The organism is Gordonia marina (genome assembly GCF_052036135.1).
Taxonomy (GTDB): Bacteria; Actinomycetota; Actinomycetes; order Mycobacteriales; family Mycobacteriaceae; genus Gordonia.
On sequence record NZ_JBPSDN010000039.1, the window covers coordinates 14,854 to 34,622 of the forward strand.

At 68.7% G+C, this 19,769-nt stretch carries 16 protein-coding genes and 1 pseudogene; 8 read left to right on the forward strand and 9 right to left on the reverse strand.

What is annotated here, in order from left to right:
* Window positions 1-227: 227 nt before the first annotated feature.
* A complete protein-coding gene (locus tag ACSEEN_RS18380; protein WP_247865996.1) occupies window positions 228-1,187 on the reverse strand; it encodes an EamA/RhaT family transporter in 960 nt (319 codons plus the stop codon).
* 86 nt (window positions 1,188-1,273) lie between these two features.
* Here ACSEEN_RS18380 and ACSEEN_RS18385 point away from each other — a divergent pair, with 86 nt between their 5' ends.
* The gene (locus ACSEEN_RS18385) at window positions 1,274-2,440 is read left to right on the forward strand and encodes an ATP-grasp domain-containing protein (protein ID WP_440713974.1); all 1,167 of its coding nucleotides are present in this window, start codon (window positions 1,274-1,276) and stop codon (window positions 2,438-2,440) included.
* On the opposite strand, the gene ACSEEN_RS18390 is transcribed toward ACSEEN_RS18385, so the two are convergent.
* Entirely contained in the window at window positions 2,403-3,290 is an 888-nt protein-coding gene (locus ACSEEN_RS18390; protein ID WP_247865998.1) for an alpha/beta fold hydrolase, read from the reverse strand. The genes ACSEEN_RS18385 and ACSEEN_RS18390 overlap by 38 nt on opposite strands.
* Window positions 3,291-3,343: 53 nt before the next feature.
* Between ACSEEN_RS18390 and ACSEEN_RS18395 the strand changes: the two are divergent.
* A pseudogene (locus ACSEEN_RS18395) lies at window positions 3,344-4,243 on the forward strand (ABC transporter ATP-binding protein); the annotation flags it as partial.
* A gap of 161 nt (window positions 4,244-4,404) precedes the next feature.
* Window positions 4,405-5,205 (forward strand): ABC transporter permease, encoded by an 801-nt coding sequence (locus tag ACSEEN_RS18400; protein ID WP_247866000.1) that lies wholly within the window; start codon window positions 4,405-4,407, stop codon window positions 5,203-5,205.
* Window positions 5,206-5,266: 61 nt separating this feature from the next.
* Here the strand turns inward: ACSEEN_RS18400 and ACSEEN_RS18405 are convergent, their stop codons facing one another.
* Window positions 5,267-6,559 carry an acetyl-CoA C-acetyltransferase gene (locus ACSEEN_RS18405; protein WP_371308479.1) on the reverse strand — a complete coding sequence of 431 codons (1,293 nt, stop codon included), beginning with the start codon at window positions 6,557-6,559 and terminating at the stop codon, window positions 5,267-5,269.
* A gap of 100 nt (window positions 6,560-6,659) precedes the next feature.
* Between ACSEEN_RS18405 and ACSEEN_RS18410 the strand changes: the two genes are divergently transcribed.
* Window positions 6,660-7,454, forward strand: a complete 795-nt coding sequence (locus ACSEEN_RS18410) for a PTS sugar transporter subunit IIAB (protein WP_440713975.1) — start codon at window positions 6,660-6,662, stop codon at window positions 7,452-7,454.
* Window positions 7,455-7,467: 13 nt separating this feature from the next.
* Window positions 7,468-9,039: a PTS ascorbate transporter subunit IIC gene (gene ulaA / locus ACSEEN_RS18415; RefSeq protein WP_247866003.1), complete on the forward strand. Its 1,572-nt coding sequence runs from the start codon at window positions 7,468-7,470 to the stop codon at window positions 9,037-9,039.
* Between the two features lie 36 nt (window positions 9,040-9,075).
* On the opposite strand, the gene ACSEEN_RS18420 is transcribed toward ulaA, so the two are convergent.
* The 5 genes from ACSEEN_RS18420 to ACSEEN_RS18440 all read right to left on the reverse strand — a co-directional run bounded on the left by ACSEEN_RS18420 (window position 9,076) and on the right by ACSEEN_RS18440 (window position 14,156).
* The gene (locus ACSEEN_RS18420; RefSeq protein ID WP_440713976.1) at window positions 9,076-10,374 is read right to left on the reverse strand and encodes a family 1 glycosylhydrolase; all 1,299 of its coding nucleotides are present in this window, start codon (window positions 10,372-10,374) and stop codon (window positions 9,076-9,078) included.
* 29 nt (window positions 10,375-10,403) lie between these two features.
* Entirely contained in the window at window positions 10,404-11,429 is a 1,026-nt protein-coding gene (locus ACSEEN_RS18425; protein WP_440713977.1) for an SLC13 family permease, read from the reverse strand.
* Window positions 11,430-11,516: 87 nt separating this feature from the next.
* Window positions 11,517-12,071, reverse strand: a complete 555-nt coding sequence (locus ACSEEN_RS18430; protein WP_440713978.1) for an SLC13 family permease — start codon at window positions 12,069-12,071, stop codon at window positions 11,517-11,519.
* Window positions 12,072-12,144: 73 nt separating this feature from the next.
* Complete coding sequence (locus ACSEEN_RS18435; RefSeq protein WP_440713979.1) at window positions 12,145-13,506, reverse strand: FAD-binding oxidoreductase; 1,362 nt, start codon at window positions 13,504-13,506, stop codon at window positions 12,145-12,147.
* Between the two features lie 26 nt (window positions 13,507-13,532).
* On the reverse strand, window positions 13,533-14,156 hold the full coding sequence (locus tag ACSEEN_RS18440; RefSeq protein WP_440713980.1) for a LysE/ArgO family amino acid transporter: 624 nt from the start codon (window positions 14,154-14,156) through the stop codon (window positions 13,533-13,535).
* A gap of 72 nt (window positions 14,157-14,228) precedes the next feature.
* On the opposite strand from ACSEEN_RS18440, the gene ACSEEN_RS18445 reads away from it, so the two are divergent.
* The 3 genes from ACSEEN_RS18445 to ACSEEN_RS18455 all read left to right on the forward strand — a co-directional run bounded on the left by ACSEEN_RS18445 (window position 14,229) and on the right by ACSEEN_RS18455 (window position 18,163).
* Window positions 14,229-15,170 (forward strand): LysR family transcriptional regulator ArgP, encoded by a 942-nt coding sequence (locus ACSEEN_RS18445; RefSeq protein ID WP_440713981.1) that lies wholly within the window; start codon window positions 14,229-14,231, stop codon window positions 15,168-15,170.
* A 62-nt stretch (window positions 15,171-15,232) separates the two neighbouring features.
* Window positions 15,233-16,930 carry an alkaline phosphatase D family protein gene (locus tag ACSEEN_RS18450; RefSeq protein ID WP_440713982.1) on the forward strand — a complete coding sequence of 566 codons (1,698 nt, stop codon included), beginning with the start codon at window positions 15,233-15,235 and terminating at the stop codon, window positions 16,928-16,930.
* Between the two features lie 60 nt (window positions 16,931-16,990).
* Window positions 16,991-18,163: a bifunctional DNA primase/polymerase gene (locus ACSEEN_RS18455; RefSeq protein WP_440713983.1), complete on the forward strand. Its 1,173-nt coding sequence runs from the start codon at window positions 16,991-16,993 to the stop codon at window positions 18,161-18,163.
* A 22-nt stretch (window positions 18,164-18,185) separates the two neighbouring features.
* On the opposite strand, the gene ACSEEN_RS18460 is transcribed toward ACSEEN_RS18455, so the two are convergent.
* On the reverse strand, window positions 18,186-19,589 hold the full coding sequence (locus ACSEEN_RS18460) for an LPO_1073/Vpar_1526 family protein (protein WP_440713984.1): 1,404 nt from the start codon (window positions 19,587-19,589) through the stop codon (window positions 18,186-18,188).
* Window positions 19,590-19,769 lie beyond the last annotated feature (180 nt).

Sequence of the window (19,769 nt, forward strand, 5' to 3'; positions counted from 1 at the left end):
GCGTTGGCAGCTCACTGGGCGGAAGGCCCGTTGGGCGGAGGGAGTGGCGTTGGCAGCTCACTGGGCGGAAGGGCTTGGGGGCGTTTCGACACGGTTCGTCACTTCGTTCCTCACCGGCGGGGCGGGCTGCTAGCGGGCCGGTCGTCCGCTAGCAGCCCGTTGAGCCGTCGAGGCGCTAGCCGAGACGTGTCGAAACGCCCTTCTCGCAGGCGGCTTCCCCGCGCCGCCTAGTCGGGAGAGGACGGCTCGTCGGCGCGGCCGCGGCGCCAGCCGCCGAGCTCCTCGGGGGCCTCGCCGAAGTGGTCGGGGTCGCCGCTGCCGTACCAGGCGACCAGGATCGCGCCGATCACCGCGCCGATGAAGCCGGTCCAGGCGAGCCAGCCGAGGCCGGCCTGCGCGTGGTCGCCGAGGAACGCGACGCCGATCACGCTGGGCGCGGCGGTCTCACCGACCACCAGGACGGCGGTGACGCCGTTGACCGCGCCCACCTGCAGGGCGACGGTCTGGACGAAGAAACCGCTGGCGCCGGCGACGGCGATCGCCCAGGCGGCGGGGTCGGTCAGCACCCGGACCGGATCGAACGGGGCGACGCCCTCCAGGACGCGGACCGCGATCGCGATGACGCCGAACTGCAGGCCACCGCAGAAACCGCCGACGAAGGCCGCGTAGGCGCCGAGCGTGTAGACGCCGACGAGGCCGATCGCGCCGATCACGAACGCGGCGCCGAGCAGCCCCCAGTGGAAGGTGGTGCTGGCGTGGTCGTTCGCGCTCGGCGCGGACGAGATGCCCAGTAGCGCCAGCGACAGCACCACCAGCCAGATCGCCACCCAGTCGCGGGTATGCAGCGTGATGTTCAGGATGAAGGTGCCGACCAGGGCGGTCACGATCAGATTCGCCGAGACGATCGACTGCGCCAGGAACAGCGGCAGGAAGCGGGCCGCGACGGCACCGCCGGCGAAGCCGATGACCACCATCACGGTGCCCAGGATGAAGGCCGGATCACCGAGCGTGGCCACGGTCGACGACATCGACGGGGCCGCCCCGTCGTCGGTGGATTCCGGCTGGTCGAGACCTGTTTCCTCGCGTTCGGCGACCGCGACGCGCCGCGCGCCGAGCGCGCGCAAGACGGTGGACATGCCATACGCAACGGCGGCCATCATCGCGGCGATGATTCCGAGTGCGTACAAGGGGAGTCCTTCGAGGGAAGAGGGGGAATCGGGTTGCATGAGAACGCTATCAGGTGCCCCCGACACGGGGGTCTACGCTGGTCCGCGTGGACGAAGGTAAGCGTAAGCACATCCTCATCACCTTTGGCAGGTCGTTCCTGACCCTGAATCTCGCGAGGCTGCTCGCCGATGCGGGGCATCGGGTCAGCATCGCCGACAGCGTGCCGATCGCCGTGAGCCGCTTCTCGCACGCGGTCGACGGTTTTCACCGGGTCAGTCCGCCGAAGTACCGGCCGCAGGAGTATTGCCGGGAGATCGCCGCGATCGTCGAGTCCGAGGGCATCGACATGGTGATCCCGATTCACGAGGAGACCGACATCCTCTCGATGATGGCCGGGCTCTTCCCGCCGTCGTGCGACCTCTTCCTCTCCGATTTCGCGCTCGAAGATCAGCTGCACAACAAGCTGAAGTTCCAGGAACTCCTGCAGGACTTGGGGATTCAGACGCTGAAGTTCGCGGCGATCACCGGGCCGGAAGACATCGCGAAACTCGACTTCGACGGCCCGTTCGCCGTCAAACAGGCCTACTCACGTGGTTCGCAGGAGGTGTACAAGGCCTACCCCGGCGACCCGCTGACCCAGCTGATCTTCGATCCCACCAACCCGTGGATCGCGCAGGAGTGGATGGAGGGCGACCGCTACTGCAGCTACTCGATCTGCCGCGACGGCGAGGTGTACGCGCACGCGCTGTACCCGGTCGGCTACGCGATCGGCGGCTCGTCGTGCCTGGTGTTCGAGCAGGTGGAGCACCCGGGCATCCTCGAATGGGTGCGAGATGTGGTGCGGCGCACCGGATTCACCGGACACATCGGCTTCGACTTCATCGACCATCCCGAACGCGGGCTGTTCACCATCGAGGCCAATCCGCGGGCGACCAGCGGCATCATGCTGTTCACGCCGGAGAACCGCGTCGACCGGGCCTTCTTCGGTGAGAACACCGAGCTGATCACCCCGCCCACCGGACGCACCCGGATGATCGGCATCGGCATGACGTTGTACGGCTGGCGCAAGGATGCGTTGCCCGGCAACAGTTTCCGCAAGTTCTGGAAGGCGTTCCGCAGCGCCGACGACGTGATCGCCGAGCGCGGCGACATGGGGCCGGCGGCCATGCTGGTGCCGGCCTACATCAACATCCTGCGCAACAGCATCAAGTACCGGGTGGGTCTGGCCGGTGGCTTCATGCACGACCACGAGTGGGACGGTCACCAGATCTGATCCGCTCGCAGAAGTCGACGATGCGCGCAGTCGCGGTGCGGTCCGGATCGAGCATCAGACCCCCGTGCGACAGCCCGTTGATCTGCACGAATTCGGCGCCGTCGATCATCTCGGCGGCGGCCTGGCTGGTCTTCGGCGGGAAGAAGAGATCGTTCTCGTAGGCGATCACCAGGGTGGGCACGTCGATCGCGGCGAGCCGTTCGCGCGTGGGCTCGCCGCGGTTCATCCAGCCGCTCGACGCGGCGAGCTGCCCGTGCTGCCCGTCGGGCGACGTCCATGAACTCTGCCCGTCGGTCAGCATCTCCCGCCAGACGCGCACGGTCTCGCCGTCCTGCAGCGCCGGTGGGGCCAGCGTGGTCATCAGCGTCTCGAACGCCGACACCTCGACGGGGACCTCGCCGAGCCGGGCGAAGAGGGCCAGCTCCATGTCGTTGACCAGCCGGCCGATCTCCGACGAGTTCAGCCCGGCGGTCATGACGACGCCGAGCGCGGTGCCCGGGCGTCGTTCCAGCAGGGCCTGGGTGAGATAGCAGCCCATCGAGTAGCCGACCAGGATGGCCCGCTCGACGCCGAGGTGGTCCAGCAGCAGCGCGGCGTCGTCGGCCATGGTGGGGACGTCGTACGGCGGGGGCGGCGCATCGGACGGGGTCACGCCGCGCGCCGAGTACGAGATCACCCGGAATCCGGCGTCGGCCAGGCCCCGGGTGACACCGGTGTATTCCCAGGTGGCCTGCGGCATGCCCATGCCCGGATTGAGCAGGACGGTGGTGGCATCGGCGGTGGTCGAGCCGTCGACGGCGACCGCGAGCCCGACGCCGTTCGGCAGCACGATGCGCTCGAGAGGGGACACGAGGGCGAGTGTAGGCGCTTGATTCGAGGCGATGGGCGGGCATGATGGGCGGGGTGATCGTCGTAGAGCATCTGAGAAAGAGCTACAAGAATCTGCTGGCGGTGGACGACGTGTCGTTCACCTGCCAGCCGGGACAGGTGGTCGGTTTCCTCGGACCCAATGGCGCGGGCAAGTCGACGACGCTGCGGATCCTGACCGGACTCACCCCGGCCACCGGCGGCACCGCGACCATCGGCGGGTACGCCTACCGGGACATCCCCAATCCGGCGCTGCAGGTCGGCACGCTGCTCGACGCGTCCGCGTTCCACAACGGCCGCACCGGCCGCGAGACGCTGCTGCTGAGCGCGCGCACGATGGGCCTGTCCGACGCCCGCGTCGGCCAGCTGCTGGACCTGGTCGGGCTGACGCAGCAGGAGGCGGGCCGCCGCGTCGGCCACTACTCGCTCGGTATGCGGCAGCGGCTCGGGGTGGCGAACGCGCTGCTCGGCGACCCCAAGGTGCTGATCCTGGACGAGCCGGTCAACGGCCTCGACCCGGCGGGCATCCACTGGATGCGCGGGGTGCTGCGCGGTTTCGCCGACGCCGGTGGCACGGTGCTGCTGAGCTCGCACCTGCTGCACGAGATCGAGCTGATCGCCGACTATCTCATCGTGATCGGGCAGGGCCGGATCATGGCGCAGGGCACCAAGGACGCGCTCACCGGGGAGCCGGGCACCGCCGTGTCGTCCGACGACGACGCCGCGCTCGCCCAGCTGCTCACCGCGGCCGGTATCGCGTGCCGCCCGGAGAACGGCGGTCTATACGCCGAGTCGGACCCGGCCACCGTCGGCGCGCTGGTCGCGTCGTCGTCGATCGCGCTGACCGAGCTGCGCCGGGCCGGCACCGGGAACCTGGAACGGATGTACCTGGAACTCACCTCGGGGGCGCAGCGCGATGTGCCCGGGGCGCCGGGGTTCGCCCCGCCGCCCGGCTACGCCCCGCAGGTCGGCTACGCCCCGCCACCCGGATTCGCCCCGCCGCCCGGGCCGGGATACGCCCCGCCCGCGGCGCCGCCGCAGTACACGCAGCCCTATCCGCCCGGACCGGCCGGTCCCGGCTACCCCGGAGGTCACGCATGAGCGCGCCAGTCCTGCCCGCCAAAGACATCGATCCGTCTCTCCCCGGGGTGCCGTTCGGGCGCCTGGCCGCGGTGGAACTGCGCAAGCTCCTCAATACCCGCAGTACCTGGATCCTGCTCGGTCTGCTCGGCGTGATCTGGCTGATCACCCTCCTCATTCTGGCGTTCATGCGGACGCCCACCGACTTCGCGACCTCGGTGCGTGTCTTCGGCATGATGACGCCCACCTTCGTCGGCATCGTGACGATCATGCTGGTCACCAGCGAATGGGGACAGCGTTCGGTGTTGAGCACCTTCACCCTGGAACCTCGTCGCGAACGGGTGGTCGCCGCCAAGTTCTGCGCCGCCTTCGGCCTCGCGCTGGCCCTGTTCATCGCCTATGTGGCGCTCGCGGCGATCATCGCGGGGGCCCGCGGGGCGTCGTTCGACTCGTCCGGGCCGGCGCTGCGGTTCTCCGGTGTGAACGGCCTCTTCGAGCTGCTGATGGCCTTCGCGATGGCGCTGGCGCTGCTGAACACGGCCGGCGGCATCGTCGTGTATCTGATCGTGCCGTCGTTCATCGTGCCGACCGTGCTCACGGTCGGATCCCTGGCCTCCGGCGGGCTCGACGAGGGCGGCAAGAGGACCGTCTTCGACTCGATCGCCGACTGGATCAGCCCGAGCACCGCGTTCGACCCGCTCTCCCACCCGTCCGCCGGTGCCGAGACCTGGGCGCACGTGCTGGTCTGCTTCGTGCTCTGGGTCGGTATCCCCGGCGTGCTGGGCATCTGGCGGGTGATGACCACCGAGGTGAAGTAGCCGCCGCTGGGTGCCGCGGTCGCGACACCACTGACGACCGCCGACTCCGGTCGGCGCTCGTTCAGACGGCTTCGAGGATCATCGTGACGGCCATGCCGCTGCCCGCGCAGATGGAGATCAGGCCGCGGCCGGATCCCTTGCGCTGCAACAGTTTCGCGAGGGTCGCCACGATCCGGCCGCCGGTCGCCCCGAACGGGTGACCGGTGGCCAGCGAGCCGCCGGTGACGTTCAGCCGGTCGCGGTCGATGGTGCCCATCGGCGCTTCCCGGCCCAGCTCGGTATGGCAGAACTCGGCGTCGTTCCAGGCGGCCAGGGTGGACAGCACCTGTGAGGCGAAGGCCTCGTGGATCTCGTAGAAGTCGAAATCCTGCAGCGCCAGGTCGTTGCGCCGGAGCAGCTCGCTGACCGCGTACACGGGAGCCATCAGCACGCCTTGCGTCTTGGGGTCGCCGTCGACGTAGTCCACCGCCCAGCTCTGGGCGTCGACCACCCGCGCCATCGGCGTCAGGCCGCGCCCGGCGGCCCAGCCGGCGGTGCCGAGCAGGACCGCGGAGGCGCCGTCGGTCAGCGTCGTCGAATTGGCGGCGGTCATGGTCCCGTCCGGGCCGCCGAAGCACGGCTTCAGCTCCGCGAGTCGTTCGGCGTCCAGACCGCGGCGCAGGTTGTCGTCCTGGGTGAGGCCGGCGAACGGGGTCACCAGATCGTCGAGGAAGCCGCTGTCGTAGGCGGCGGCGAGATTGGCGTGCGAGTCGAGGGCGATCCGGTCCTGGTCGGCGCGCGACGCGCCCCAGGCCGCACCGGTCACCGCCTGGGCGGCGCCGGGCACCAGATCGGTGCGACGTTCCGCGGGGCTCGGCACGTCGAAGTCCAGGGCGAGAGGCAGTCGTGCGGCGAGCTTGATCCGGTCTGCGGTGCTCCGGGCGGCGTTCAGCCTGACCAGTTGCCCGCGGAGGCGGGGGCCGAAGCCGATCGGCGGGTCGGAGGTGGTGTCCGCGCCGCAGGCGACGCCCGACTCGATCTGCCCGCAGGCGATCTTGTTGGCGATGTGCACCACGGTCTGGCCGCCGGTGGCGCATTGCTGCTGCATGTCGACCGTCGGCGTCGACCGGGCGATCTCGGTGTCCAGCAACGCTTCCCGCGTCAGGCTGTGATCGCGTGCCAGCTTCACCACGGCACCGCCCGCCACCTCGCCGAGATGTGCGCCGGCCAGGCCGTAGCGCTCGACGAGACCGTCGAGAGCGGCCGTCAGCATGGTCTGGTTGGTCTGGTCGAGGTACGCGCCGTTGGAACGGGCGAACGGGATGCGGTTGCCGCCGAGGACGTAGACGGATTCGAGCTGTCGATTCGTGGACACGAACGATGACATTAACCAATGGCATCATTTCGTGCCACGGTGCATCGGCTACCCCGGAGAACGGCCACACGCCCGCCCGGTGTCCGATACCGTGCCGGACGTGAGCGCATTGACTGATTTGCTGAGTCCGGAGGCCATCGTCCTCGACGCCGCCGCGGACGACTGGCAGGAGGCCATCGGCGTCGCCGGTGCGCTGCTGGTCCGGACCGGTGTCACCACCGACGTCTATACGCGGGAGATGGTCGATTCGGTCCTGGAGAAGGGGCCGTACATCGTGATCGCGCCGGGCTTCGCGTTCGCGCATGCACGCCCGTCGCCCGCGGTGCTGCGGACCGGGATGTCGTGGGTGCGGCTGGCCGAGCCGGTCGCCTTCGGCAGTCCCGGCAACGACCCGGTGGATCTGGTCGTCGCGCTCGCGGCGAGCGACGCCAAGGCGCACACTACGGCGATGGCGGAGCTGGCCAAGGTGATCGGCGACGCCTCGCGTCGTGCCGCGCTCGCCGCCGCCACCTCGGCCGCCGAGGTGCTCGGGGTCCTCGACGGCGGGGCGGCTCCGGCGGCCCCCGAGACCGCTCGGACGTCGTCGTCCGGGGCGGCGCGCGGCACCACCAAGAACAAGATCCTCACCGTCTGCGGCAACGGGGTCGGGACCAGCCTGTTCCTCAAGAACACCCTGGAGAAGGTGCTGGGGGAGTGGGGCTGGTCGCCGTTCATCGAGGTGGAGGCCACCGACACGATCTCGGCGAAGGGGAAGGCCAAGGAGGCGGACCTGATCCTCACCTCCGGGGAGATCGCCAAGGCGCTCGGCGACCTCGGGGTGCCGATGACCGTCATCGAGAACTTCACCTCCACCGCGGAGATCGACGCCGCGCTCCGCGCCAACTACGACATCTGAGGGGACGACGATCATGAACTGGCTCGTCACCATCGCCGAATTCATCGTCAACGAGATCCTCGCGGTCCCGGCGTACCTGATCGGCATCATCACCGCGGTCGGTCTGATCGCGCTGCGCAAGAGCGTGGGGCAGGTGATCGGCGGTGCGCTCAAAGCGACGCTCGGCTTCCTGCTCATCGGCGCGGGCGCGACGCTGGTGGTGGCCTCGCTCGACCCGCTCGGCGTGATGCTGAAGGGGTCGACCAAGTCGCACGGCGTGGTGCCCACCAACGAGGCGATCGTCGGCATCGCGCAGGACACCTACGGTGCGCAGGTCGCCTGGCTGATGATCCTCGGGTTCATCATCAGCCTGGTGCTCGCGCGGTTCACCCCGCTGCGGTACGTGTTCCTCACCGGTCATCACACGCTGTTCATGGCGACGCTGCTGACCATCGTGCTGGCGACCAGCGGTCTGAACGCAGTGTCGGTGGTGATCATCGGCGGCGTCCTGCTCGGTGTCGTGATGGTGTCGCTGCCGGCCATCTCGCAGCCGTGGACCAAGCGCATCACCGGCGACAACACCATCGCGATCGGGCACTTCGGCACGCTCGGCTACGTGGTCGCCGGCATCGTCGGCCGGTGGACCGGCGGCAAGCGCAGCCGGTCGACGGAGGACCTGAAACTGCCCGAGTCGCTGCGCTTCCTGCGGGATTCCATGGTGGCCACGGCGCTGTCGATGGTGCTCATGTACATCATCGTGTCGCTGGTCTACGTCGGCCGGGTCGGCAGCTCGCAGGCGTACCTCGCCTACGCGGACGCCGACGGTGCCGGTGGCGCGAGCGGCATGGGCAACTTCCTGATGCAGGGCGTGACGATGGGTCTCAGCTTCGGCGTGGCCGTCGCGGTGATCCTGTTCGGCGTCCGCACCATCCTGGGCGAGCTGGTGCCGGCCTTCCAGGGCATCGCCGAGCGCATCGTGCCCGGCGCGGTGCCGGCGCTGGACGCGCCGATCGTGTTCCCCTACGCGCAGAACGCCGTGCTCATCGGCTTCATCTCCAGCTTCGTGGCCGGCCTGCTGGGGCTGGCGGCGATCGCCCTGTGGTTCGGCCCCTGGTGGGGCTGGGCGCTGGTGCTGCCCGGGCTGGTGCCGCACTTCTTCACCGGTGGTGCGGCGGGCGTGTACGGCAACGCCACCGGCGGGCGGGTCGGTGCGATCTGCGGTGCGTTCGCCAACGGTCTGCTGATCACCTTCCTGCCCGCAGTGCTCGTCGGCGTGCTCGGCGGCTTCGGCGAGGAGAACACCACCTTCGGCGACGCCGACTTCGGCTGGTACGGCCTGCTGCTCGGCAACGCTGCCAAGATCGGTGGCGCCGGTGGCGTGATCGTGATGCTCGCGATCGGCGCGGCGATCCTCGCCCTGGCGATCTGGGTGCAGAAGAAGCTGGTCGAGACCGACTGGGACCCGTCACCGGGCCGCCCGCGTCCCGGCTCCGGTGATCCCGCGGGCCCCGGCAACCCGGGCATGGTGCTCTCGACCAAGGGCTACCCGAAGATCCCGCCGCCGGTCGGTGCGCCCACACCTCCGCCGCCGCCGGCCGCGGACTGATCGGCGCCGGGGCCGGCGCCGGAGTGGGCGCCCGGGTCAGTGCACCGGCTCGGTGCAGCTCGCGGGAGCGGCGACGAGGGAGCAGAAGGTGGCCGGCCGGGTGGGCCGGTAGTCCGGTCCGACGCCGCCGGTCGCGATGATCCGGCGATAGGCGGCCACCGCGGGTGTGGGTCGTCGTCGCAGTGCCGGATCGGTCTTGACGTCGACCGTGTACAGCCCGAAACGCGGTGTGTAGCTTCCCCATTCGTAGTTGTCGGTGAGGCTCCAGTAGTTGAAGCCGATCACGTTCAGGCCGTCGTCGCGGGCGCGCTGGGTCCAGTACACGAGGTCGCGCAGGTGGTTGTCGCGGCGGTAGCCGTCGGGCCGGGGCGCGCCGTTCTCGGTCGGCATCCCGGTCTCCACCACGTACAGCGGTGTGCCGGGGAACCGGCGGCCGTAGTCGCGCAGCGCGTAATAGAGGCCGTCGGCGGAGACCGGCGCCTTCCACGGCTCGTCGGTCACGATGTTCGCCGCGCCCAGCCGGGTCGGGCTCACCGAGTAGTAATAGTCGAGACCGACGTAGTCGAGCTTGTCGCGGACCCGGTCGAGGAAGAGCGTGTCGAGCGCCGGCTGGACGGTGGGGATGTAGGCGGCGTTCGAGGAGACCATCGCGCCGGGATCGCGCCGGTGGATGTAGTCGTAGATCGTGCGGTGCACCGCGACCAGCCGATCGAACATCACCGGTGCCAGCTGTGCGGGCAGGCCGCCGTACTGCACTTCCTTCAGCACGTAGGCCGCGGGTTCGTTCACCGTGATCCACAGCGGGTGGTATCTCGCGTACCGGTCCACCACGCGACGCTGCTGCGTGAGCCAGGCCGCCGGGGTCCGCGCATCGGCCCAGCCGCCGCGATCGGCGATCCATCCCGGGTACACCCAGTGGTCGAGGGTGATCATCGGCCGCATTCCGGCGGCGGCGATCGACGCGATGAGGTCGTCGTAGTAGGCGAGTTCGCGCCGATCGATCCGGCCGGGAGCGGGCTCGATGCGGGCCCATTCGATCCCGACCCGGTACACCCGGACGCCGAGCGATTTCGCCAGGGCGATGTCCTGCCGGTAGCGGTGCCGGAAGTCGACGGAGGTGCCGATGTCGTCGTGCGTCTTCGGCGACCGTGCGTAACGGCGCCAGTTGCTGTCCGGCGACGATCCCTCGGTCTGGAAGCCGGAGGCGGCGACACCCCACAGGAAGTCGTCGGGCAGCGCGCGGGCCGCCGCCGGGCCGGGCACCGCCGTCAGCAGACCGGCGAGCAGGCCGGTGACCAGGCACAGTGTGGCGACGATCGGTCGAGGTCCTCCCATACGCCGAGTGTGCCGGATCGGCCGCTGCTTCAGTGCCAGAACTCCAGGAGCGGCCAGGCGACGGCGAAGGCGGTCACCAGGCTGACCAGGGTCAGCGGGATGCCGAAGCGCACGAACGTCGTCGTCGTGTACCGCCCGGGTTCCATCACCATCAGGTTCGACTGATGGCTGTAGGGATTCAGGAAGGTGAACGAGATGCAGGTGCCGACCAGGACCAGCAGCAGCATCGGGTTGAGTCCCATCGAGTTCGCGATGGCGATGGCGACCGGGGTGAGGATCGACGCCGCCGCGGCATTGGTCACGAAGTTGGTCAGCAGCGCCGTGCCGACCGCGATCACCGCGACCACTGCGGGGACACTCCCCGACGACAGCGCGATGATCCCGTCGGAGATGTAGCCGCCCAGGCCGCTCTGCACCACCATCACACCGAGGCCGATCGAGCCGGCGATGATCGCCAGGATGTTCCAGTCCAGCGCGCGGACCGCCGAGCGCGGGGTGAGCACCCCGCACAGCACCATGCCGACCGCGCCCGCCGAGGAGATCAACTCCACCGGGGCCAGGCCGAACGACGCCGCCACGATCACCGCGAGCAGGATCGCCAGCGCGATCCAGGTCTTCCCGGTCTGCGGCGCCTTGCCCGCGGCGTTCTGCCACAGGCCGACCTCCGGATGATTGTTCAGCACCTCGCGCGACGACGTCGAGACGTACACCGTGGCGCCCGGCCGGGCCCGGGTGTCGCGGAACCGCTTCTTGGTCTCGGCGGCCACCACAAGCAGGTCCTCGTCGTCCTGCAGGTCGCGGATGCTGCCGGAGTAGCCGGTGTCGAGGGTGACGGCGAAGAGGTGATTCGGGGCGAGCCCGAACCGCGGGCTGGCCCACAGCATGCGCACGCCGCGGTCGGTGCAGCGGTAGACCAGGATGTCGCCCTCTTCGATCGGACTGTCCGGGACCACTGATTCGCCCCAGCGGCGGACGTCGATCAACTCGTACTCCACGGTGCGCGCGATCCCGACCTCCTCGGCGGTCTTGCCCAGGGCGACGGCCTTGCCGGACACCGGGATCTCCGCGCGCCAGGTGAGTTCCTTCTTCCGGACCTTCGGCTTGCTGCGGAGCAGGTAGCGCGAGCTGACGACGATGGCGATTCAGCCGATCACCGCGACCGGGGCCGCGATCGGCACGAACGAGAACATCGACAGCTTCACGCCGTCGCTCTCTGCCATACCCGCGATGATCAGGTTGGAACTGGTGCCGATCAGCGTCATCGATCCGGCCAGGGTGGTCGCGTGGGCGATCGGCAGCAGCACCGAGCGCGCCGGAATGCCCGAGCGCTGCTGCAACTCCTTGGTGGCCGGGATCAGCATGGCGACGATCGGGGTGGTGTTGATCAGGGAGCTGATGAGGCCGACCGGCGGGATGAGGCGAACGAGTGTCTGGACCGGCGTCTTGACCCCGGCGAGCAGCCGGAACGTGACCCGGGAGACCACCCCGGTGGCCAGCACACCCTTGGCGATCACCAGCATGGCCGCGATCGTGATCACGCCGCCGTTGCTCACGCCGGCGAACAGCTGGGCGGGGGTGGCGATACCGATCAGGCCGGCGGCCACCAGGGCCGTGATCAGCGCCAGGACCGCGGGCACGCGGCCGCTCGTCATCGCGGCGAGGGTCGCGAGAACGATGATCGCGGTGAGGAGCGCCATGGTTTGCCATTCTGAACCATGGGCGACCGTCAGGTGTCCAGGATCTGAACGAACGGGACTTCCGGAGTGGAAGTCAGAGCATGACGCCGGGGTTCAGCAGCCCCTGCGGGTCGAGCGCGTGCTTGATGGTCGCGGTCAGCTCCATCACGTCGTCGCCGAGCTGCGCGGGCAGCCAGCCCTTCTTGAGACGGCCGACGCCGTGCTCGCCGGTGATGGTGCCGCCCATCTCGACGGCCAGGCCCATCACCTGGTCGAAGGCGAGCTGGGCGCGTCGTGCCTCGTCGGGGTCGGCCGGATCGAACACGATCAGCGGGTGCGTGTTGCCGTCGCCGGCGTGGGCGATCACCGCGATGGTGACGCCGTTGTCGGCGGCGATGGCCGCCACCCCGTCGACCAGGTCGGGCAGTGCGGGCAGCGGCACCCCGACGTCTTCCAGCAGCAGCGAGCCCTTGCGCTCGACGGCCGGGATCGCGATGCGCCGGGCCTGGGTGAAGGCTTCGGACTCGTCGGGGTCGTCGGTGGCGAAGACCTCCCCGGCGCCGCAGACGCGGAAGGCCTCCTCGATCAGGGCGATCTCCGCGGCACCGGCGGGGCCGGGCGCGTCGGACTGGGCGATCAGCATGGCGCCGGCCTCGCGGTCCAGGCCCATCTTGAGCACGTCTTCGACGGCGTTGATCGACGTCGAATCCATGAATTCGAGCATCGCCGGACGGGTCTGCGCGGTCACCGCGATCACCGCCTGGCTCGCGGCGCGGACGCTCGGGAAGATCCCGACCACGGTGCTGGCCGGGGCCTGCGCGGGGAGCAGCCGGACGGTGACCTCGGTGATGATGCCGAGCAGCCCCTCGCTGCCGACGAACAGGCGGGTCAGCGAGAGCCCCGCGCTGTCCTTCAGCTGCTTGCCGCCGAGCCGGACCGCCCGGCCGTCGGCCAGCACCACCTGCATGCCGAGGATGTAGTCGACGGTGACGCCGTACTTCACACAGCACAGGCCGCCCGCATTGGTCGCCGCGTTGCCGCCGATGGAACAGATCTCGAACGACGACGGGTCCGGCGGATACCAGAGGCCGTGCTCGGCGGCCGCGGCCTTGACCTCGGCGTTCAGCATGCCGGGCGCGCAGACGGCGGTGCGGGTCGTGGTGTCGACGGTGACGCCGCGCATCTTCTCGGTGGTGATCATCAGGGCGCCGTCGACGGCGGTGGCGCCGCCGGACAGGCTGGTGCCCCGGCCGCGGGTGATGATCGGGACACCGTGCTCGGCGCACCAGCGCACGGCGGTCTGGACGTCGTCGGTGGTGCGCGGCCGGACCAGGGCGAGCGGTGTGCCGGCCTCGGGATCCTGTGCGCGGTCCTGGCGATAGGCGGCGAGGATCTCCGGGTCGGTCACCACCATGCCGCTCGGGAGTCGTTGGCTCAGTTCGCTGACGTCGGGCATGCGGCCAGGGTAGTGCGTCGCCGGGGTCAGCTCGCCGCGATGAGCGCGATTCCCATACCGCCCATCACGACGGCGACGACGGCATCGAGCACGCGCCAGGCCCGCGGGGAGCGGAACAGCGGCGACATCCGGCTCGCGCCCTTGCCGAGTGCCACGAACCACAGGACGCTGCCCGCGCACGCGCCGAGGGCGAAGACCCAGCGCAGGGTGGATCCGTGGCTGTTGGCGAGCGAGCCGATCAGCACCACCGTGTCCAGGTAGGTGTGCGGGTTGAGCCAGGTCATCGCGGCCGCGGTGCCGAGGACCGCCCACAGTCCGGCCGACGTCGCCGCATCGAGGTCCGGTGCGGTGGCCACGACGGGTCGCACGCAGCGTCTGGCGGCGAGTGCCCCCAGCACCAGCAGGTAGGCGCCGCCGAGATAGCGGAGACCGTCGACGACGCCGGGATGCGAGGTGACCACCGCGCCGAGTCCGGCGGTTCCGGCGAGGATCAGGATCGCGTCGCTCACGGTGCACAGCGCGATCACCGGCAGCACGTGCGTCGCGGTGAGGCCCTGGCGCAGCACGAAGAGGTTCTGCGGGCCGATGGCGACGATGAGGCCGAGGGTGGTCGCCAGTCCGGTGGCGGCGACGAGGAGCGCGGTGTTCACGATTCTCGACGCTAGGTCCGCGGTTCTGCTGAGTCCAGCGAATGATTTTGATGAAACATTAGAATGATTGATATGGAGCTGAGTTCGGACGGATTGCGGACCCTGACGGCGGTGGTGCAGGAGGGGTCGTTCGACGCCGCGGCCACCGCCCTCGACCTGACTCCCTCGGCGGTGAGCCAGCGGATCAAGGCGCTCGAGCAGTCGGTGGGTCGCGTCCTGGTCCGACGCACCAAGCCCGCGCGGCCGACCGTCGACGGCGAGATCCTGCTGCGGCTCGGCCGGCAGTGGCAGCTGCTGGTCGACGAGGCCGGAGCCGAGTTCGCGTTGCAGGAGGCCGTCGCCGACGACCCGCGCGACCGGCCGCGCGTGGCCGTGCGGATCGGGTGCAACGCCGACTCGCTCGCGACCTGGTTCCTGCCGGTGCTCGCCGACTTCCACCGTGCGCATCCGGTGACGGTGGAGGTGCGGCGCGACGACGAGAGCGTGACCGCCGACCTGCTCCGGTCCGGCGACGTGATCGGCGCGGTGACCTCCGATCCGATCGTCGTGCGCGGCTGCCGGACCCTCGCGCTCGGCGCGCTGCGCTACTTCCCGGTGGCATCGCCCGAGTTCGTCGCGCACTGGCTGCCGCACGGGCCGGTCGCCGCCGATGTCGCCCGGGCGCCGATGATGATGTTCGACCAGAACGATGCGGTGCAGCGGCAGACGTTGGCCCAGCTGGCGCCGACGGCCGGCCGGCTGTCGCCGCCGGTCAACCTCATGCCCGCGGCGAGCGAGTACCGGCGGGCGATCGCGGCCGGCATGGGCTGGGGCGCGATCCCGCAGACGGAGCTCGACGATCCGGTGATCGGCGCGGGTCTGGTCCGGCTGTCCGACGAGCCCATCGACGTCCCGCTGTACTGGCAGCACTGGGGCCTGCGGTCGCCGCTGCTGGGGGCGTTGACCGAGCTGGTGGTCGTGCATGCCGCCGTCGGACTGGTACCGGTGTCCGAGAGTTCATCTACCGGTCGGTAACGGTCGCTGTCCGGACACTCCGGCGTCGCTGGAAGTTCAAGTGACACCGGAAAGCTGGCCGGGTGCGACATTCCGGACCCGATCCCGCTTCCGCCCAGTTCCCGCCCCGCCGCTCGGCCGGCGTCTCCCGGCGCACCTTCGTCGGTGCGGCCGGTGCCGGAATCGTCGGCGCGGGCCTGGCCTCGGCGCCACTCGCCGCGGCGCGGCCGGGCGGTGCGGTGTTCGCCCACGGGGTCGCCTCCGGCGACCCGCTGCCCGACCGGGTGATCCTGTGGACCCGCATCACGCCGACGCCGGACGCGGCGCCCGGGTCGGGGCGCGGAGCCGGCTCGACGGTGCGGTGGGAGGTGGCGACGTCGCCGTCGTTCCCGTCGATCGTGGCCGCCGGGACGGCCTCGACCGACGCCTCGCGCGATCACACGGTGAAGGTCGACGCCGGCGGGCTGTCGCCGAAGACGTTGTACTGGTACAGGTTTCGCGTGCTCGACGGTCCCGCGGCCGGGGCGGTGTCGCCGGTCGGCCGCACCCGGACCGCACCGGCCACGGCCGACGATCTTCAGCGCGCGACCTTCGGGGTGGTGAGTTGCTCCAACTGGGAGGCGGGGTACTTCGGCGCGTATCGCGAGCTCGCGAAGAAGCCCGGGCTCGACGCCGTCGTGCATCTCGGCGACTACCTCTACGAGTACGGGCCGGGCGAGTACGGCGGTAAGCACGGGCCGGTGCGGCGGCACCAGCCCGCGCACGACATCGTGTCGTTGGCCGACTACCGGATCCGGCACGCGCAGTACAAGACCGATCCGGACCTGCGGGCGGCGCACGCGACCCACCCGTTCATCTGCACGTGGGACGACCACGAGTCGGCGGACAACTCCTATGCGCGCGGCGCGGAGAACCACGATCCGCGTACGCAGGGGTCGTGGGCGGCGCGCAAGGCGCACTCCGAGCAGGCCTACTACGAGTGGATGCCGGTGCGGCCGCAGGTCGACGCGGACGGGCGGCACGTCTACCGGCGTCTTCGCTACGGGAATCTGCTCGAGTTGTCCATGCTCGACCTGCGCACCTACCGCGACGTGCAGCCGTCGGCCACCTCGTCGGCCGTCGACGCGCCGGGTACGACGATCACCGGCCGTGCGCAGATGCGCTGGCTGACCGGCGGGATCGAGACCTCGCCCACCCGGTGGCAGATCGTCGGGAATCCGGTGATGATCTCGCCGATCCTGCTGCCGCCGCTCGATCCCGAGCGTGCCGCGATCCTCACCGACCTCCTCGGGCTGCCGCGCGGCGGGGTGCCGTTCAACACCGACTCGTGGGACGGCTACACCGCCGACCGGCAGCGGCTGCTGACGGCGATCGAGAAGAGCGGCCGTCGCAACGTCGTGTTCATCACCGGCGACATCCACATGTCGTGGGCGTGCGAGGTGCCGCGCCGGCCCGCGAACTACCCGGCCGGCGGCAACGCCGCGACCGAGTTCGTGGTGACCTCGGTGACGTCGAACAACCTCGACGACACGCTCTCGGTGCCCGAGCACACCCTCGGCCGGCCCGCCTCGGCGGCGCTGATGGCGACCAACCGGAACACCCGCTGGGTCGACACCGACGCCCACGGCTACGCGGTGCTGACGGTGAGTCCCGCCGCGGCGCAGATGGATTGGTACTTCGTCGCCGACCGGGCGGTGCGGAACTCGCCGTTCCGCCACGCCCAGTCGTGGCGGGTCGCCTCCGGGACGCGGCGGCTCACGCGGGTCGCGGGTCCCGCCTGACGCTGCTGATTGGCCTCCGGACGAGGGAACCGATCCGCCGCCTCGTGCGTCTAACTCTCCATGGGGGATGTAGCGACGACGACCGCGATCGATGACGACCACGGCGAGTGCGGCGCCGTGCACGGCGTCTATTCCCGTGCCGAATTGGAAGCGCTCGGACTCGATGCGCGCGAGATCCGGCGGATGGTCGCGGCGGGTGAACTCGAAATCGTGCGCCGGGGCTGGTACGCGACGCCGGCTCACGACGACAGGGTGCACGCGGCGGTGAAGGCAGGCGGAGTGCTGTCGTGCGTGTCGGCGCTGCGCAGGTACGGATTCTGGCTGCCGCCGGGGTATCCGGAGGACCATCGCCGGATCACCCGTAACGCCAAGGCCGACAGTGGGTGCCGGGGGTTCTCGCCGCTGGCCGCGGGCCGGGTCGGGGTCGATCCGGTGGTGATCGCCCTCGAATGCGCCGCCCGCTGCATGAGGGAGGAGGACTGGATCGCCGTGTGCGATTCGGTGCTGAACACCTGGAACGTCTCCGCCGAGGAACTGCGCGGCCGGATGGGGCACCTGCCCAGATATGTGGTGGCGATGTTCGGCAAGACCGATGTGAACTCCCAGTCCGGCACCGAGTCGATCGCACGTGTCCGGCTCCGGGCGCTCCACTTCTCGGTGGTCGTGCAGCCGCAGATCGCCGAGGTGGGCCGCACCGACCTGCGGATCGGCCGGATTCTGATCGAGTGCGACAGCAGACAGCACCACACGAGTCTGGAGTCGTACCAGAACGACCGGACCCGCGACCGCAAAGCGGTGGTCGGCCGCTGGATCACGCTGCGGCTGACCTACGACGACATCCTGTTCGGCTGGGACGAGGTGGTCGAGGACATCCGCGCGATCACCGCGAAGGACCGTCACCGCCACCGTCCGGTCGTCAAGTACGGCACCGAGTCCGAGTCGACGCACAACCCTGCCCAGATCAACGAGTGGTGGCAGGCGAATCCCGACTACGGGATCGCCCTGCACGTTGGCCGTAGTGGTGCGATAGCTTTCGATCTGGATCGCGACGACCTCGCCGAGTTGCCGAGAGACATGGCCGAGGCCCTGCGCTTGGGCGTGTTCCAATCCAGTCGGTGTGGTATATCGAATCGCGCGCACTACGTGTTCGCCAACGGTGGCACGGAGATGAACGCCCTGGCCTCGATGAGTGCAGAGGCTAGCGCCGAGAACGTGGTGACGCTGCTCGGCTAGTCGCGGTGACGCCCGCTCGATCCTATTTGAAATAGTGGTCAAGTGGCAGCGCTGATGCCGGGTCTAACCGATGCCAGTTGGCCTGAGCCAGCGCGACTCCAACCGGCGTCAAGTTCAGGGCAGCGATATTGCACTGCTCCAGTCTGCCTAGTTTCAGCTGAAGCTCAGGATCCGTTGCGCGAATCTTCCGCAATACGGTCTTGGATGACATCCGACAACTGCGCAGAAGATCCTGAAATCCTTGCTTCATTGGCCAATAGGGATTGTCGTCTGGATCCATCCCGATGTCGTCGCCGAAGTAGAATCTGCTCTCCAAATCATCCGACGAAGCAACCCGCATTCGATAGACGTCTGTGCCGTCATCCTTCGCACTGATAACCTCAATGCTCCTTTGATATTTCATCAATTCGAAAGTGGCTTCCCAGCTCTGAAAAGGGTTACGTGTCTTATTCCCAAATTCTTCTCTGGTAAAACCGTTTGTCAGTATGCCATCATATCTCTCTGCCAGAATATCTGCGATATCCGCGTGGATTCCTGAATGCGGCGAAATGTCACGCGTAGGATCAATCGTTGCCACTCCGACGTACGAAAGGTGCGGGAGCGTCGCCGAATCGGGACAATTTCGTATGTCTGGGAGATGGCCTGCAAGTACCCTGAATAGGGTATCTACGTCCAGGATCTCGGAGAAGATCGTCCTTCTGAGGATTAGAGCAGCCGTCAAGAGGTCGATCTGCTCAATCGTCAGCTTAGCGGCCGCATCGATTGCCTCGTTGAGGACTATCCCTTTAAGCGACCTAGCTTCAGTTGCACTCTTCTCAATAAGCATTGTTACGAGGACTTCTGAAAGATCCCCGTTGTCGCCGATGGCTGCTCCTTTTTGGGCGGCGAGAAGTGCGCCTTGCATATCTGCTCTTCGTAGAGATTGTATATTCTGGGGAGCATCTGACGCCAGCTTTGAAACGAAGTCTGACATGAGGCTCCTGCCCAACTCCAGCGCGGTATCGTGGGCCTCTCCGGTATATCTCCGCAAGTCGGAGTTGAATGCTTCCATCCTACGATCGACGTAGACTTGCACTTGAAGAGCTACTTCCTCGTCTAGGTGATCGTTAAGCGAGATGAGCTGAGCAGGGTCGAGTCCGTTGTGAATGTTTACATTCCCAGATCCTGTGTTTTGAACATTCGCGGACGAGCTGTTGCCAATGAGCGCATTCTTCTTTCCGTGAAGGCGCACTTTGTATAGGCGAGTCGTGTGGCCGTCCTCGTCCTCACTCAACGGAAACCCCAATAGAAATCCCAAGGCAACGCCTGCGAATGCAAGCCACTGCGACCATTGGGGAAGATGGTCCGCGACTTGGAGCCAGGCGAGCCAGACGCCGACCTCCGCAACTAGCAGGGTGCCGAGCCAGGCCAGCCGCTTTCGATGCATGCGCCTATCGTATGGTCAGAAACCTCGCCCGACGACGAGCGGCGCGAAGACTGGGCGGTGTCATACCGTCGTAGCAACACTGCAGGCCACGAGGGGTTGCGGGTAGCGCGGTAGGAGACCCTGGGTGGGGCTGGGACGGATGATGTTGACGGTGGCGGACCGGACGGAGATCGCGGTCGG

Excerpts from the sequence above, each read along its gene's own strand:
- ulaA (WP_247866003.1), top strand. The coding sequence starts at position 7,468 with ATGAACTGGCTCGTCACCATCGCCGAATTCATCGTCAACGAGATCCTC.
- ACSEEN_RS18420 (WP_440713976.1), bottom strand. The coding sequence starts at position 10,374 with ATGGGAGGACCTCGACCGATCGTCGCCACACTGTGCCTGGTCACCGGC.
- ACSEEN_RS18400 (WP_247866000.1), top strand. The coding sequence starts at position 4,405 with ATGAGCGCGCCAGTCCTGCCCGCCAAAGACATCGATCCGTCTCTCCCC.
- ACSEEN_RS18455 (WP_440713983.1), top strand. The coding sequence starts at position 16,991 with ATGGGGGATGTAGCGACGACGACCGCGATCGATGACGACCACGGCGAG.
- ACSEEN_RS18430 (WP_440713978.1), bottom strand. The coding sequence starts at position 12,071 with ATGGCGCTCCTCACCGCGATCATCGTTCTCGCGACCCTCGCCGCGATG.
- ACSEEN_RS18460 (WP_440713984.1), bottom strand. The coding sequence starts at position 19,589 with ATGCATCGAAAGCGGCTGGCCTGGCTCGGCACCCTGCTAGTTGCGGAG.
- ACSEEN_RS18445 (WP_440713981.1), top strand. The coding sequence starts at position 14,229 with ATGGAGCTGAGTTCGGACGGATTGCGGACCCTGACGGCGGTGGTGCAG.
- ACSEEN_RS18435 (WP_440713979.1), bottom strand. The coding sequence starts at position 13,506 with ATGCCCGACGTCAGCGAACTGAGCCAACGACTCCCGAGCGGCATGGTG.